Origin of the sequence: Micromonospora sp. L32, assembly GCF_052068055.1 — a bacterium.
GTDB classification, from domain to species: Bacteria; Actinomycetota; Actinomycetes; order Mycobacteriales; family Micromonosporaceae; genus Micromonospora; species Micromonospora purpureochromogenes.
In genome coordinates this window covers 432175-446028 of the sequence record NZ_JBQHDD010000007.1, presented here as the reverse complement: position 1 = coordinate 446028, position 13854 = coordinate 432175, and the positions used below count along the sequence as shown (strand labels likewise).

The window sequence follows — 13854 nt, the reverse complement described above, 5'->3', positions numbered from 1 at the left end:
CTTCCTCCGATGGAACAGCGCAGCTTCGACCGGCTCGGCCGGCAGGTGGGTGTGGTCGGCCTCGGCGCCTGGCAGCTCGGCGCGGACTGGGGTCGGGTCACCGAGAGCGACGCCCTGGCCGTGCTCGCCGCCGCCGTGGACGCCGGAGTGACCTTCCTCGACACCGCCGACGTCTACGGCGACGGGCGCAGCGAGCAGCTGATCGGGCGGTTCCTGCGCGAGCGGCCCGGGCACGGCCTTATCGTGGCCACCAAGATGGGCCGCCGGGTGGAGCAGACGCCCGAGGCCTACACCCTGGACAACTTCCGGGCCTGGACCGACCGGTCCCGGGCCAACCTCGGCACGGACACCCTGGACCTGGTCCAGCTGCACTGCCCGCCCACCGCCGTCTTCGCCGACGACCGGGTCTTCGACGCCCTCGACACGCTCGTCGCCGAGAAGCGCGTCGCCGGGTACGGGGTCAGCGTGGAGACCTGCGACCAGGCGCTCACCGCCATCGCCCGGCCCGGCGTCGCCAGCGTGCAGGTCATCCTCAACGCGGTCCGGCTCAAGCCCCTGGAGCGGGTGCTGCCGGCCGCCGCCGCGGCCGGGGTGGGCATCATCGCCCGGGTGCCGCTGGCCAGCGGCCTGCTCTCCGGCCGGTACGACGAACACACCACCTTCGCCGCCGACGACCACCGCAGCTACAACCGGCACGGGGAGAGCTTCGACGTCGGCGAGACCTTCTCCGGCGTCGACTACGACCTCGGCCTGGCGGTCGTGCGGCGGCTCGCCCCGCTGGTCGGCCCGGACCGCACGATGGCCCAGTTCGCGCTGCGCTGGATCATCAACCAGCCGGGCGTCACCGTGGTCATCCCCGGCGCGCGGGACGCCGCGCAGGCGCGGGGCAACGCCGCCGCGGCCCACCTGCCGCCGCTGACCGCTGCCGAGCGGGACACGGTCCGGGCGGTCTACGACGAGCTGGTCCGTGCCCGGGTGCACGACCGGTGGTGAGCCGCGCCGGGGCGGTGCTCGCGTACCGGCCGGACGGGCCGCATGCTGACCGGAGGCCGGGACCACCGGCGCGGGTGAGGAGGAACCGATGAGGGGCTGGCTGACGCTCGCCCTCGGGCTGCTGGCCGTGGTGGCCGGAGCGGTGTGGACGGTGCAGGGCCTCGGGTACGTCGGCGGCAGCGTGATGACCGACCACCGGATCTGGGCGGTGGTCGGCCCGGTGGTGATCCTGATCGGACTCGTGGTGCTCTGGCGGGGCCTGAAGGCCCGCCGCCGCACCTGACCGAACGCGCAGTAGGCGCCCGACGGGCGCGCGGTGGGCCGGCGCCGGGCCCGGATACGCGGAAAGCCCCGCGTCCCTGCAGGACACGGGGCTTCTCGTCGATCCGGGGGGCCGGATCACCCGGGCCGGCGGCTGCCGACCGGCACTACTCAGATGGGGCGGACCTGCTCGGCCTGCGGACCCTTCTGACCCTGGGCGATCTCGAACTCCACCCGCTGGTTCTCCTCCAGCGTGCGGTAGCCGCTGGTCTGGATGGCCGAGAAGTGGACGAACACGTCAGCACCCCCGCCGTCGACGGTGATGAAGCCGAAGCCCTTGTCAGCGTTGAACCACTTCACGGTTCCCTGCGCCATGTGTATCTCCTTCTAAAACTGGCGGCCGAGCACGCCGTGCGGCCGATTGGCCGTTTTCGAGCAGCGGCGCCTGAGGCGGCCCCCACGACGGAGACTTCTCCCAACCCACGCCATCTCGCAACAGCCGGGCCAGCTTAACCACGTACGCAAAAACTCTGCACTGCCTAGCGGACGAAATTCTCCGACATGTGACCTGACGGATGCCGAAGATCGCTGGGCGGGTGCCGGCGGCCGTGCGAAAGGCCCCCCACCCGTCGATGCGGTGGGGGGCCTTCGACCCGCTCGGATTCAGTCCGGCCAGCGGCCGGTCAGCCGTCGTACGCCGACCGCGCCGCCGCGGTCCACCGCCGCCCGGACCACCGCGAAGATGGCGCCCTGCAACGCCGCCGCGGCCAGGATCTCGCCCCAGCCGCGGTCCTCGTCGGTCGCGCTGGGGGCCTCGCCGTCGCCGGCCGTCATCGTCCAGACCTGCCGGAAGATCGCCCCGGCGACCGTACCGGCGGCCAGCCCGAGCAGCACCCCGACGGGCTTGTACGCGGTCCTGCCGATGCCCCTGCTCATCTGCGCCTCCCCCGGACGATCAGCAGCACGACCACCGCCGCCACGGCACCGGCCGCCACCGTCGCCCACGGCATCGGATTACGCCGGACCACCGCACCCTTCTCCGACGCCTGTGTCCGCGCCACGTCCGCCTTCTGCGCCGCCTGCCCGCGCACCCGGGCGACGGTCTGCGCGGCCTGCTCGCGCATCCGCTCCTTCGCCTGGCCGGCGGACTCCCGCAGCCGGGCCTTCACGTCGGCCCTGGCGGCCAACAACTCCATCGTCTCGCCCAGCTCCACCCGGGTACGCCTGATCTCCTCGCGGAGCGCCTCGGCGTCGCCGGTCCCGTTGCCCGTCATGCCCGTCCCCTGTCCTTCACCGCGGCGGTGACGACGTCCACGTCCGCCCGGAGGCTCTGCACCGTCGACGCCGGCACCGGGGGGACCGCCTGGCTGACCTGCTTCTTGCCCACCAGGGCGAGCACCCCGGCGACCAGGAAGAGCAACACCGCCACGATCAGGGCGGCCAGCCACGCCGGCATGACCAGGTCCAGCAGCAGCACCGCGGTGACGACCAGCGCGCCCAGCCCGTAGAAGGCCAGCGCCCCACCCCCGCCGAAGAGACCGATTCCGATCCCGGCGTGCTTGCCCTTCCGGGTCAACTCCGCCCGGGCCAGCGCCAACTCGTCCCGTACGAGGCGGGAGACCTGCTCGGTGGCCCGCTGCACCAGTTCGGCGGTGGACGGCTCGCTCCCGGTCCGGGACGTCTGTTGGTTCGCGACGTCAGCCATGCTGTCCTCCTTTCATCATCACCGCGCTGTATGCCCGGAGTCGCCGCCCGTCAATCCTGCGCGCAGTGACCAACCACATCTGACCGCAGGTGGACCCGCACCGTCCGGCGAAACGCGGAAGCCGGTACGACGAAGCACCCGCCGACGGCGCGCGGGCCGGTCGGCGGGTGCGGTCGAGGGTGGTTCAGCGGCGGGAGTCGGCGTGCTCCTCGGGGCCGACGAAGGCCTCGCTGCGGGCGTCGCCGTCGTGGCTGCCGCCGAAGACGCGGGCGTCGTCGGGCACCTCCGGCTCCTGGAGCCGGCGCACCGGCCGGCGGGGCTGCGCCCACTGCCAGGGCAGGGCGCCGGCGGCGTCGCCGATCTCGGTGCGGGTCCGGGGCAGGGCCGTGGGGCGGTGGTCCCGGATCCAGCCGACCAGGTGCTCGCGGACCAGGCAGCGCAGGTCCCAGAGGCTGCCCGCGTCGGCGGCGCTGACCAGCGCCCGGACGGTGATCGTGCCGCCGGTCGCGTCGGTCACCTGGAGCACGCAGACCCGGCCGTCCCACAGCTCGGTGCTCTCCACCAGGCGGCGCAGTTCCTCCCGCATCGCCTGCACCGGGACCGCCCAGTCCACCTCGAACTCGGCGGTGCCGAGGACGGCGGCCTCGGTGCGGGTCCAGTTCTGGAACGGCTTACTGGTGAAGTACGAGGTGGGCAGGATCAGCCGGCGGTCGTCCCAGATCTGCACCACCACGTAGCTCAGGGTCAGCTCCTCGATCCGGCCCCACTCCCCCTCGACCACGACCACGTCGTCGAGGCGTACCGCGTCGCTGAAGGCGAGCTGGAGGCCGGCGATGACGTTGCCGAGCAGGCTCTGGGCGGCCAGCGCGGCGACCACACCCACCACACCGGCGGAGGTCAGCACGCCGGCGCCGATGCCGCGTACGGCGGGGAAGGTCATCAGCATCACGCCGACCGTCAGCACCACGATCACCGCGATGGTCAGCCGGCGCAGCAGCACCACCTGGGTGCGGACCCGGCGGGCGTGCCGGTTGTTCGGCACGTCCACCCGGAACCGGGCCAGGGCGGTGTCCTCGATCGCGACCAGCAGCGCGGCGACCAGCCAGGCCACGGCGGCGACCACGGCCAGCACCAGTGCGTGCAGCACCACCTGCCGCCAGGGCGTGCCGACGGCGTACCCGGTGGTGAACCGGACCGCGAACTGGACGGCGAGGACGGTGCCGGCCACCTGGAACGGGCGGTGCGCGTGCTCGGTGAGCTCGGTCATCAGCAGCGAGCCCCGGCCGAACCGCCGGATCACCCGGTGCACCACCTCGACCAGCAACAGGGCGATCGCCGCCGCGGCAGCCGCGGCGGCGATCGTCTCCAGGTACTCCTGCACGCTCTCTCCCTCCGGCCGGGCTTCGGGCAAAGGCCCTATGGTGCCCGGTGGTTCCGGAATCGGCCAGCTCAGACCTTGCGGTACCGGGACTGGAACAAGCAGAACGTGCCGAAGGCGGCGATGCCGAGGGCGACCAGCACCAGCAGCGCCTGGCCGTAGGACTGGTCGCGCAGGGTGTGCAGCGCGGCGTCCAGGCCGCGGGCCTTCTCCGGGTCGTACTTCAGCGCGGCGACGACGATCAGCACGCCGGCGATGCCGTACGCGACGCCCTTGGCGACGTAGCCGGCGATGCCGAGCCGGCGGGCCACGGTGTGGGTCTTCGGGCTCATCTCGCCGGTCTTGAGGTGCTTCTCGAAGCGCTTGACCAGCCCGTAGATCACCAGACCGACGCCGATCGCGGCGAGCACCAGCCCGGCCAGGCCGACCACCAGCCGGCCGCCGCCGGAGGTCATCAGCTTGCCGGTGAGCGCCTCCTGCTGGTCGGCGCTGTTGGAGCCGGCGTCCTTGAAGACCTTGAAGGCGGTCCAGGCGAAGTAGAGGTAGACGAGCGTCCGGCCGGCGGAGGCGAGCCGCTCCCAGACGCGCTCCCTGCCCTGCTCGACGCGGTGCCCGACGGCTGCTTCCAGGCCCTGCCAGATGGCCATGGCCAGCAGGCCGATCGCGATCAGGACGACCAGCGTCCTGCCCAGCGGCTGGGCGGCGATGGTCCGCAGCGCACCGGACTGGTCGCCGTTCTCACCGGGCTTGCCGAAGGCGATCTGCAGGGCGAGCCAGGCGAACAGCAGGTGCACGACCCCGTAGCCGATGAAGCCGGCCCGGGCGAGGAGTTCCAGCCAGCGGCTGTCCGCGGTGCGGGCGGCGGTGGCTTCGGCGTTCCGGGTGAGTGACATGGCGCCACAATCTCCGAATGGGAAGATCCACAAACGTGGCGCCTCGCCGCCGGAGACGCCGTCAGCTGCTGGTGTTGCGCGCCACCCGGATCTTGACCTGCTGGTCGGTGACGCTGTCCAGGGTGACCGCGAAGCCGCCCACCTCGGTGGCCTGCTGGCCGACGGTGAGGGAGAGCTGCTCGCCGGCGACCTCGACGGTGACCTGGTCGCCCTGGGCCCCGATCAGCTTCGCCTCGACGCCGAGGACGTTCGCCTTGGCGTCGACGCCCCGGTCGAAGGTGACTGTGCAGGCGTCCAGGCCGCAGTCGGTGTCGGCCCCCTCGGAGCTGCAGCCGGCCAGCACGGCCACGCCGAGGGCCAGGCCGGCGAGCAGGCCGGCAACGCGGCGGGTGGGGGTGAGCGGGGAGGTAGCGGGTCGCGTCGTCACGCGACCAAGGGTACGAGACGGCGGCGAGATCGGCACCGCCGCGTGATCATCAGGCGCCCCGGTGCCGCGCGTTAGGGTCCGGTCATGCCGTTCGACATCGCCCGGACCCGGGCCGCCTACCCCGCCCTGACCGAGGGTTTCGCCCACTTCGACGGTGCCGGCGGCACCCAGACCCCGCAGTCGGTGATCGACGCGGTCAGCGGGGCGATGGGCACCGCGCTCGGCAACCGCACCCCCGCCTTCGCGCCCGGCCGCCGGTCGCTGGAGCTGGTCGACGCCGCCCGCGCCGCGGTGGCCGACCTGCTCGGCGCGGCGCCGCGCGGGGTGGTGCTCGGGCCGAGCGCGACCGCGCTGACGTACACGCTGGCCCGGACCCTGGGCGAGACCTGGCGCCCCGGCGACGAGGTGGTGGTCTCCCGGCTCGACCACGACGCGAACGTGCGGCCCTGGGTGCAGGCGGCCCGGGTGGCCGGCGCGACCGTGCGCTGGGCGGAGTTCGACCCGGCCACCGGCGAGCTGCCCGCCGGCCAGTACGCCGAGCTGGTCGGCGAGCGGACCCGGCTGGTCGCGGTGACCGCCGGCAGCAACGCCGTCGGCACGATGCCGGACGTGGCGGCGATCGCCAAGACCGCGCACGCGGCCGGGGCTCTGGTCTGCGTCGACGGGGTGCACTCCGTGCCACACGGTCCGACCGATCTCGCCTCGACCGGCGCGGACTTCCTGGTCACCAGCGCCTACAAGTGGTCCGGCCCGCACCTGGCCGCGATGGTGGCCGACCCGGCCCGCTGGGAGTCGCTGCGCCCGGCCAAGCTGGTCCCCTCCTCCGACGCGGTGCCCGACCGGTTCGAGGCGGGCACCCCGAGCTTCCCGCTGCTGGCCGGGGTGGCCGCCGCGGTCGACCACCTGGCCGGGCTGGACCCGACCGCCACCGGCGACCGGCGGGAGCGGGTCCGGGCCGGACTGGCCGCCGCCCAGGCGTACGAGGAGACGCTCTTCGACCGGCTGCTGGCCGGGCTGGCCGACAACCCCGCGGTGACCGTGTACGGGGCCGCCGCCCGGCGCTGCCCGACGGTGTCGTTCCGGCTCGCCGGCTGGTCGCCGGCCGGGCTGGCGGCGGCGCTGGGCGAGGCGCGGCTCTGCCTCTCCTCCGGCGACTACTACGCCTACGAGTACTTCCGGGCGATGGGGCTGGGGGAGACCGGCGGCGCGGTCCGGGCCAGCGTCTACCACTACAACACGGCCGACGAGGTGGACCGGTTGCTCAGCGAACTGCACACCCTGGCCCGGCGGCGGGAGACAATGGGCGGGTGAGCTTCCTGGTCGAGGAGAACCCCGCCAAGCACCGCTTCGAGATCCTCGTCGACGACGCGCTGGCCGGCTTCACGGCGTACCTGCCGCGCGGCGAGGTGCGGATCTTCACCCACACCGAGGTGCGCCCGGAGTTCCAGGACATGGGGGTCGGCGCCGCGCTGGTCCGGGCCACCCTGGAGCAGGTGCGCGAGCAGGGCGGCCGGTTGGTGCCGCAGTGCCCGTTCGTGCGGGCGTACATCGAGCGGCACCCCGAGTACGCCGACCTGGTCTTCGAGCCGGCCTGACCGGCACCGACCCGCCGCACCGCGGCGATGATCGTCGCGCGGTGCGGCGGGGCGGAGTGGTCAGCGGGGGCCGGCGAGCAGCTCCGCGGCGGCCAGCGCGCCGGCCCGGGTGGCGCCGTGGGTGGCCACGTGCACCCGGCCGACGACCAGCTCGGGCACGCCCAGCTCGACCACGACCGCGTCCGGCCGGGCGGCGAGGGCCCGCTCGACGGCGGACCGCATCCAGTCGTGCCGGTGCAGGTCGCGGACGACCAGCACGACCGGTCGGCCGCCGGCCGCGGCCGTCGGGTCCGCCGGCACCTCGAACTCGGCGAACCGGGCGGTGGTGGTGCCGGGCCGCAGCGCGGCCAGCGGGGCGGCGATGCCCCAGGGGGTCTCCGGGCCGATGGCGATGTTGCGCGGCGGGGCGAACTCCACCACGTGGGCGGGGGCGACCAGCGGCAGGGCGGCGGTGGCGCCGCTGACCCGCAGCGCCCGGCGCGCGGCGGCCAGGCCGACCGGCGAACCGTCGTGGGCCGGCACGGCCCACGCGGGACGGTCGGCGCGGGCGGCCACCGTCCAGGCGGCGAGCTGACCGACCCGCTTGGCCGCCTCGGCGAGCCGTTCCTCGGGCAGCTCCCCGGCCATGACGGCGGCGACGATGGCGTCGCGCAGGTGGCGGGCGGCGTCCTCATCGGCCCGTTCCCCGCCGACGCAGACCGCGTCGGCCCCGGCGGCCAGGGCGCGCACGGCGGCACCGGCGAAGCCGTACCGGTCGGTGACCGCCCGCATCTCCACCGCGTCGGTGATCACCACGCCGGAGAAGCCCAGCTCCTCGCGGAGCAGGTCGCCGAGGATGCGGGGGCTGAGGGTGGCGGGCAGTTCCTCGTCGAGGGCGGGCACGAGCAGGTGCCCGGTCATCACGGCCTGCACCCCGGCCGCCACGGCGGCCCGGAACGGGACCAGCTCGCCGGCGTCGAGGCGGGCTCGGCTGGCGCCGATGCGGGGCAGGTCGTGGTGCGAGTCGACCCGGGTGTCGCCGTGGCCGGGGAAGTGCTTGGCGCAGGCGGCGACGCCGGCGGACTGGAGGCCGCGTACCCAGGCGGCGGTGTGCCGGGCGACCAACTGGGGGTCGGCGCCGAAGGACCGGACGCCGATCACCGGGTTGGCCGGGTTGTTGTTGACGTCGGCGTCCGGGGCGTAGTTGAGGGTGATGCCGAGCGCGGCGAGGTCGGCGCCGAGGTCCCGGGCCACCTCCTCGGTCAGCGCCGGGTCGTCGACCGCGCCGAGGGCGAAGTTGCCCGGGCGGGAGCTGCCCAGCGCCGACTCGATCCGGGTGACGTCGCCGGCCTCCTCGTCGATGGCCACCAGCACGTCCGGGCGTTCGGCGCGCAGGGTCGCGGTGAGCGCGGCGAGCTGCCCGGGGTCGACGACGTTGCGGGCGAACAGGACCACCGAGCCGAGCCCCTCGCCGAGCCAGCGGCAGACCCACTCGGGCGGGGTGGTGCCGACGAAACCGGGCTGTAGGACGGCGGCCGCCAGGCCCGCCAGGTTGCGCTCGCTCATGCGGCCCCCGTACCCCCGTGTGGTCGTCCGACGGCCGGTCGCCGTCGCGGTGCTGCCATGGTCACACCGGGCCAGGAAATAGTCAATAAACCTTACTGTTACCGTCTGGCGCCCTCCGGGGCGGCGTGCGACAGTGCGGGAATGGATCTGTTGCCGCTCGCCGACGCCACCTCGCCGGCCGACGTCCCCGGCGTGCGCCTGCTCGGCGTGGTGGTCGGCGGCCTGCTGCTGCTCGCCGCCATCCGGGCCATGTTCGGCCGCCGCTGACTGATCCCCCGAGTCCGGGGTAGGGCATCCCCTGGTCGGCCCGGCGCGACCGGCGTCGGGCGACGGCGAGGGGGAAAGATGAAGATCGGTTACTTCCTGTCCAGTGAGGAGTCCACCCCGGCGGAGCTGCTGGAGCAGGCGCGCGGCGCCGAACGGGCCGGCTTCGAGGCGCTGTGGATCTCGGACCACTACCACCCGTGGGTGGACGCGCAGGGGCAGAGCCCCTTTGTCTGGTCGACCATCGGCGCGCTCAGCCAGGTCTGCTCGCTGCCCGTCACCACCGCGGTGACCTGCCCGACCGTCCGCATCCACCCGGCGGTGCTGGCCCAGGCCGCGGCCACCAGCGCCGTTCTGCACTCCGGGCGCTTCGTGCTCGGCGTCGGCTCCGGCGAGGCGCTCAACGAGCACATCCTCGGCGACGCCTGGCCGCAGACCGACGTCCGGCTGGAGATGCTGGAGGAGGCGGTCGAGGTGATGCGCGAGCTGTGGCAGGGCGGATTCGTCAACCACCACGGCAAGCACTACACCGTCGAGCACGCCCGGATCTACACCCTGCCCGACGCGCCCCCACCGGTCTACGTCTCCGGCTTCGGTCCCAAGGCGATCGACCTGGCCGCCCGGATCGGCGACGGCTACGTCAGCGTCATGCCGGACGCCGACATGGTCCGCCGGTTCCGGGAGAGCGGCGGCGGCGACAAGCCGTGCCAGGCCGGCTTCAAGGCGGCGTACGCCGACAGCGAGGAGGAGGGCGCGCGGCTGGCGTACGAGAAGTGGCCGAACGCCGGGGTGCCGGGCGAGCTGTCCCAGGTGCTCCCCTCCCCGCGCCACTTCGAGCAGGCCACCCAACTGGTCAAGCCGGAGATGATGAAGGAGTCGTTCGTCTGCGGCAACAGCGCCGACGCGCACCTGGAGATGATCGACAAGTACGCCAAGGCCGGCTTCGACGAGGTCTACGTGGCCAACACCGGCCCGCACACCCAGGCCCTGTTCGACCTCTACCAGCGCGAGGTGCTGCCCCGCCTGCGCTGACAGCCTGGCCTGGCCAGCGGCGTTTCGCGGCTCGTCGCGCCCACGGACGGTGCCCGGCGCCCGGCCCGACACCCCGACGAGCGTGATACCCGTCAGGTATCACGCTCAGGACGGGACGGGGCTGCGCAGCAGCCCGCCGGGCAGCGCCGGAGCCTGCTGCGCGGTGTCCCGGCGGGTGGCCCGCGCGGCGTTACGGCTCTCCCGACCGATCGGCCGCTGTCGACGGTTTCGGCGCTGATCTCCTCGGGTACCTCCGGCCCTCGATGAAGCTGTCCATGCACTCGACGACGTTGCGCCGCGCGGCGCGGAGCCTCTTCGGCTGGACCGCGCTGCGGCCCAACCAACTCGCCGCCATGCGCGCGGTGATGAAGCGACGCGACGCCCTGGTGGTCCTGCCCACCGGCGCCGGCAAGTCGGCGATCTACCAGATCCCGGCCAGCCTGATCCCCGGACCGACGGTGGTGATCTCCCCGCTGCTGGCGTTGCAGCAGGACCAGATCGCCGCCCTCAACGAACGGCAGCGCCCGGAGCTGCGGGCGGTACGGATCAGCTCCGACGAGTCCCCGGCCCAACAGGCCCAGGCGATCGAGGAGATCCGCGACGGCCGCGCCGAGTTCCTCTTCATCACCCCGGAGCAGCTCAGCAACCCCGACCGGATGGCCGAGGTCAGGGCGCTGAAGCCGGCGCTGGTGGCGATCGACGAGGCGCACTGCATCTCCGCCTGGGGGCACGACTTCCGCCCCGACTACCTGGCGCTGGGCCACCTGATCGAGGGCATCGGCCGGCCGCCGGTGGTGGCCCTGACCGCCACCGCCTCACCCCCGGTACGCGACGACATCATCGCCCGGCTGCGGCTGCGCGACCCGGAGGTGGTGGTCTCCGGGCTGGACCGGCCCAACCTCTTCCTGGAGGTGGCGCACTGCCCCACCGACGACTACCGGTGGCGGCGACTGGTGGCGCTGCTGCGCGACGACCAACGCCCCGGCATCATCTACGTGCCGACCCGGCGGGCCGCCGAGGAGCTGGCCCAGCGGTTGACCGACGCCGGCTTCCCGTCGCAGTACTACCACGGCGGAATGCCCACCGGTGCCCGGCACGAGCTGCACGAGGCGTTCCTCGCCGACCAGGTGCCGATCATGGTGGCGACGTCGGCGTTCGGCATGGGCATCGACAAGCCGAACATCGCCTGGGTGGTGCACATGGCGCTGCCGGACTCGCCGGACAGCTACTTCCAGGAGATCGGCCGCGCCGGCCGGGACGGCGCGCCGGCCCGAGTGCTGCTGCTCTGGCAGGCCGAGGACGTCGGGCTGCAACGCTACTTCAGCGGCGGCCTGCCGGACTCCACCGAGCTGCGCGACCTGGCCGCGCTGCTGCGCAAGGAGGCCCGGACCAAGAAGGAGCTGCGCGAGGTGACCGGACTCGGTGCGCGCAAGCTCGGCCAGTACCTGTCGCTGCTGGAGCAGATCGGCGCCGCCGAGCCGCGGGCCAGGCAGAGGATCGGCGCGCCCCGCTACTCCCCCAGGCCGGTGGACGCCGCCGCGGCGGCCCTGGCCGAGGCGGAGCGGCAGCAGACCGTGACCCGGTCCCGCACCGACATGATGCGCGCCTTCGCCGAAACCACCGCCTGCCGGGGCCAGACGCTGCTGGCGTACTTCGGTGAGCAGATGTCGGAGGTCTGCGGGCACTGCGACAACTGCCACGCCGGCACCAGCACCGCCGACGACGGCGCGGTCGGGCCGTTCCCGGTGCACAGCCAGGTCCGCCACCCGGACTGGGGGACCGGACTGGTGCTCAACTACGAGGAGGACCGGATGACGGTGCTCTTCGACGAGGTCGGCTACAAGACGCTCTCCGTGCCCGTGGTGTCGGAGCAGGGCCTGCTGACGCGGGACTAGCCTGACCGGGGCACCGGGCACAGACGCAACGAAACGAGAGGGGCTCAGTCGTGATCGAACAGCCGGCGTACACCGGGTTCGGGTTCTCCGACGAGGAGTGGGGGCTGCTGGTCGGCCTGCCGCAGGCGGTCCTGACCGCGGCCAGCGCCGCGGAGCACGACGGCAGCCGGCGCACCCGCGCGGAGAACGCCGCCGGGCTGGAAACCATCTCCGCCGGCCGCGAGTCGGCCAACCCGCTGGTCGCGGCGGTCGCCGGGGAGATCGTGTCTCGGGTGGGCGACCCGGAGGCCGGCGAGGAACTGCCGGTCATCGAGCCGGCGGACCCGCATGCCCTGATCGACGACGTGCTGGCCCGCGCCGGTCAGGCGTCGGCGCTGCTGGCCGCCCGGGTGGACGAGGGCGAGGCCGGGGCGTACAAGCACTGGCTGGTGGAGATCGCCGAGCAGGTGGTCGGCGCCGCCCCCACCGGCGGCCTCCTCGGCCTCGGCGGCGACCAGGTCAGCGACTCGGAGCGGCGCTTCCGCGACCGGCTCTCGCACGTGCTCAACGACTGACCGGCACCGCCGCGGATCCGCGCGCCCACCCGGTCGCGCGGATCCGTCGTCTCCGCGCTCTTTCGCCGGCAGGGCCGTCATCGACAATGGGCCGGACACACGCGGAACCATGGAGGCGGGAAAGATGCTGGACCGGAACGTCATCGACACGGAGGCGCTGCCGCCGCGCGAGCGGTTCGGCATGTGGCTGGACCTCGTCGCCCGCACCGCGTCGCCACTGCGGATGCGGTCCGCGCACGCCGACGACTTCACCGCCCGCGCCGAGATCATCCCCCTCGGCCCGATCCAGCTGGTGAACTACCGCTACCCCTCGCTGGACGCCGTACGGACCGCCAAGCTGGCCCGGCAGACCGAGGTGGACTACTTCCTGCTCGCCCTGACCACCACCGGCACCGGCTCGTCCGGGCAGGCCGGCCGGCAGAGCGTGCTCGGGCCGCGCGAGTTCACCTTCTACGACGGGTCGCGTCCCCACCAGGTCAGTCACGAGGGTGCGCAGGGCGGACAGCAGCACGCCAGCTCCGTGGTGGCTTTGATCCCGTACGGCGCGCTGCCGCTGCCCCCCGACCGGCTCGCTCCGCTGCTCGCCGGCCGGATGTCCGGCACCGAGGGGGTGGGCGCCCTGCTGGCCCAGTACCTGGTGCAGATCACCGCTCATCCGGAGCAGTATCACGCGGCGGACGCCGACCGGCTCGGCACGACCGCGCTCGACCTGATCGTCACCATGCTCGGCCGACACCTGGTCGCCGAGGACGCGGTGCCCCGCGAGGTACGCCGTCGGGCGCTGCTCGCGCAGGTGCGCGGCTACATCCAGCGTCACCTGGGCGATGCCACGCTGAGCCCGCAGAGGATCGCCGACGCGCACCACGTCTCCGTCCGGACCCTGCACCGGCTCTTCGAGACGGAGGAGACCACGGTGGCGTCGTACGTGCGCGACCTGCGCCTGGACCGGTGCCGCCGCGACCTCGCCGACCCGGCGCAGGCGCACCGGGCGATCCAGGCCGTCGCCGCCCGCTGGGGCTTCGGTGACAAGGCGGTCTTCAGCCGTGCCTTCCGCGCCGCCTACGGCGAGACCCCGCAGGGGTACCGCGCGGCCCGGCGGGAACAGGCACGGATCGTCAACGACGCGGCATCCGTCGTCAACTCGACGTCGACATACTGAACCCGGATCGGCGGTCGGCAGGCCCGTGCCGGCCACCGATAACGGGGGACCGTGGTGGCGCCCGTGACCTCCTTGTCACGGGCGGCCGCCCCGGTTGCCGCGCGGACGGCCCGCCACCCGGCCACACCGACTCCGGCCCCGTCGCTCTTCCCC

The 13854-nt window shown here is 73.7% G+C and carries 17 protein-coding genes; 9 read left to right on the top strand and 8 right to left on the bottom strand.

The window, feature by feature from the left end:
• The first annotated feature begins 9 nt into the window (after positions 1-9).
• Together ACTMTB_RS21605 and ACTMTB_RS21600 are read left to right on the top strand one after the other, a co-directional pair.
• The gene (locus ACTMTB_RS21605) at positions 10-993 is read left to right on the top strand and encodes an aldo/keto reductase (protein ID WP_441148079.1); all 984 of its coding nucleotides are present in this window, start codon (positions 10-12) and stop codon (positions 991-993) included.
• 88 nt (positions 994-1081) lie between these two features.
• Complete coding sequence (locus ACTMTB_RS21600; RefSeq protein ID WP_441148078.1) at positions 1082-1276, top strand: hypothetical protein; 195 nt, start codon at positions 1082-1084, stop codon at positions 1274-1276.
• Between the two features lie 149 nt (positions 1277-1425).
• On the opposite strand, the gene ACTMTB_RS21595 is transcribed toward ACTMTB_RS21600, so the two are convergent.
• The 7 genes from ACTMTB_RS21595 to ACTMTB_RS21565 form a co-directional block, all read right to left on the bottom strand.
• Positions 1426-1629, bottom strand: coding sequence for a cold-shock protein (locus ACTMTB_RS21595; protein WP_007075740.1), 204 nt, complete (start codon positions 1627-1629; stop codon positions 1426-1428).
• Positions 1630-1917: 288 nt separating this feature from the next.
• On the bottom strand, positions 1918-2190 hold the full coding sequence (locus tag ACTMTB_RS21590) for a DUF4235 domain-containing protein (RefSeq protein ID WP_179804235.1): 273 nt from the start codon (positions 2188-2190) through the stop codon (positions 1918-1920).
• Positions 2187-2528: a DUF3618 domain-containing protein gene (locus tag ACTMTB_RS21585; protein ID WP_441148077.1), complete on the bottom strand. Its 342-nt coding sequence runs from the start codon at positions 2526-2528 to the stop codon at positions 2187-2189. Before ACTMTB_RS21585 ends, ACTMTB_RS21590 begins: the two co-directional genes overlap by 4 nt.
• A complete protein-coding gene (locus ACTMTB_RS21580) occupies positions 2525-2959 on the bottom strand; it encodes a phage holin family protein (protein ID WP_357616012.1) in 435 nt (144 codons plus the stop codon). Before ACTMTB_RS21580 ends, ACTMTB_RS21585 begins: the two co-directional genes overlap by 4 nt.
• Positions 2960-3143: 184 nt before the next feature.
• Positions 3144-4340: a mechanosensitive ion channel family protein gene (locus ACTMTB_RS21575; RefSeq protein WP_441148076.1), complete on the bottom strand. Its 1197-nt coding sequence runs from the start codon at positions 4338-4340 to the stop codon at positions 3144-3146.
• Positions 4341-4408: 68 nt separating this feature from the next.
• Positions 4409-5230 (bottom strand): DUF1206 domain-containing protein, encoded by an 822-nt coding sequence (locus ACTMTB_RS21570; protein WP_441148075.1) that lies wholly within the window; start codon positions 5228-5230, stop codon positions 4409-4411.
• Positions 5231-5291: 61 nt separating this feature from the next.
• Positions 5292-5657, bottom strand: coding sequence for a hypothetical protein (locus tag ACTMTB_RS21565; RefSeq protein ID WP_441148074.1), 366 nt, complete (start codon positions 5655-5657; stop codon positions 5292-5294).
• 84 nt (positions 5658-5741) lie between these two features.
• Here ACTMTB_RS21565 and ACTMTB_RS21560 point away from each other — a divergent pair, with 84 nt between their 5' ends.
• Positions 5742-6968: a cysteine desulfurase-like protein gene (locus ACTMTB_RS21560; protein ID WP_441148073.1), complete on the top strand. Its 1227-nt coding sequence runs from the start codon at positions 5742-5744 to the stop codon at positions 6966-6968.
• Positions 6965-7252, top strand: coding sequence for a GNAT family N-acetyltransferase (locus tag ACTMTB_RS21555; RefSeq protein ID WP_441148072.1), 288 nt, complete (start codon positions 6965-6967; stop codon positions 7250-7252). The genes ACTMTB_RS21560 and ACTMTB_RS21555 overlap by 4 nt, the downstream gene beginning before the upstream one ends.
• Before the next feature lie 60 nt (positions 7253-7312).
• On the opposite strand, the gene ACTMTB_RS21550 is transcribed toward ACTMTB_RS21555, so the two are convergent.
• Positions 7313-8797: a glycoside hydrolase family 3 protein gene (locus ACTMTB_RS21550; RefSeq protein ID WP_441148071.1), complete on the bottom strand. Its 1485-nt coding sequence runs from the start codon at positions 8795-8797 to the stop codon at positions 7313-7315.
• Between the two features lie 141 nt (positions 8798-8938).
• Between ACTMTB_RS21550 and ACTMTB_RS21545 the strand changes: the two genes are divergently transcribed.
• The 5 genes from ACTMTB_RS21545 to ACTMTB_RS21525 all read left to right on the top strand — a co-directional run bounded on the left by ACTMTB_RS21545 (position 8939) and on the right by ACTMTB_RS21525 (position 13701).
• The gene (locus ACTMTB_RS21545; protein WP_255541416.1) at positions 8939-9064 is read left to right on the top strand and encodes a hypothetical protein; all 126 of its coding nucleotides are present in this window, start codon (positions 8939-8941) and stop codon (positions 9062-9064) included.
• Positions 9065-9142: 78 nt separating this feature from the next.
• Positions 9143-10093: a TIGR03557 family F420-dependent LLM class oxidoreductase gene (locus ACTMTB_RS21540; RefSeq protein WP_441148070.1), complete on the top strand. Its 951-nt coding sequence runs from the start codon at positions 9143-9145 to the stop codon at positions 10091-10093.
• 263 nt (positions 10094-10356) lie between these two features.
• A complete protein-coding gene (locus ACTMTB_RS21535; protein ID WP_441148069.1) occupies positions 10357-11988 on the top strand; it encodes a RecQ family ATP-dependent DNA helicase in 1632 nt (543 codons plus the stop codon).
• Positions 11989-12038: 50 nt separating this feature from the next.
• Complete coding sequence (locus ACTMTB_RS21530; protein ID WP_441148068.1) at positions 12039-12542, top strand: hypothetical protein; 504 nt, start codon at positions 12039-12041, stop codon at positions 12540-12542.
• A gap of 109 nt (positions 12543-12651) precedes the next feature.
• Positions 12652-13701, top strand: a complete 1050-nt coding sequence (locus ACTMTB_RS21525) for a helix-turn-helix domain-containing protein (RefSeq protein WP_441148067.1) — start codon at positions 12652-12654, stop codon at positions 13699-13701.
• The last annotated feature ends 153 nt before the right edge of the window (positions 13702-13854 follow it).

What these genes read in the sequence shown, in the direction of transcription:
- ACTMTB_RS21595 (WP_007075740.1), bottom strand. Translation starts at nt 1,629, where the DNA reads ATGGCGCAGGGAACCGTGAAGTGGTTCAACGCTGACAAGGGCTTCGGC.
- ACTMTB_RS21585 (WP_441148077.1), bottom strand. Translation starts at nt 2,528, where the DNA reads ATGACGGGCAACGGGACCGGCGACGCCGAGGCGCTCCGCGAGGAGATC.
- ACTMTB_RS21535 (WP_441148069.1), top strand. Translation starts at nt 10,357, where the DNA reads ATGAAGCTGTCCATGCACTCGACGACGTTGCGCCGCGCGGCGCGGAGC.
- ACTMTB_RS21550 (WP_441148071.1), bottom strand. Translation starts at nt 8,797, where the DNA reads ATGAGCGAGCGCAACCTGGCGGGCCTGGCGGCCGCCGTCCTACAGCCC.
- ACTMTB_RS21545 (WP_255541416.1), top strand. Translation starts at nt 8,939, where the DNA reads ATGGATCTGTTGCCGCTCGCCGACGCCACCTCGCCGGCCGACGTCCCC.
- ACTMTB_RS21560 (WP_441148073.1), top strand. Translation starts at nt 5,742, where the DNA reads ATGCCGTTCGACATCGCCCGGACCCGGGCCGCCTACCCCGCCCTGACC.
- ACTMTB_RS21590 (WP_179804235.1), bottom strand. Translation starts at nt 2,190, where the DNA reads ATGAGCAGGGGCATCGGCAGGACCGCGTACAAGCCCGTCGGGGTGCTG.
- ACTMTB_RS21570 (WP_441148075.1), bottom strand. Translation starts at nt 5,230, where the DNA reads ATGTCACTCACCCGGAACGCCGAAGCCACCGCCGCCCGCACCGCGGAC.
- ACTMTB_RS21605 (WP_441148079.1), top strand. Translation starts at nt 10, where the DNA reads ATGGAACAGCGCAGCTTCGACCGGCTCGGCCGGCAGGTGGGTGTGGTC.
- ACTMTB_RS21540 (WP_441148070.1), top strand. Translation starts at nt 9,143, where the DNA reads ATGAAGATCGGTTACTTCCTGTCCAGTGAGGAGTCCACCCCGGCGGAG.
- ACTMTB_RS21525 (WP_441148067.1), top strand. Translation starts at nt 12,652, where the DNA reads ATGGAGGCGGGAAAGATGCTGGACCGGAACGTCATCGACACGGAGGCG.
- ACTMTB_RS21600 (WP_441148078.1), top strand. Translation starts at nt 1,082, where the DNA reads ATGAGGGGCTGGCTGACGCTCGCCCTCGGGCTGCTGGCCGTGGTGGCC.
- ACTMTB_RS21580 (WP_357616012.1), bottom strand. Translation starts at nt 2,959, where the DNA reads ATGGCTGACGTCGCGAACCAACAGACGTCCCGGACCGGGAGCGAGCCG.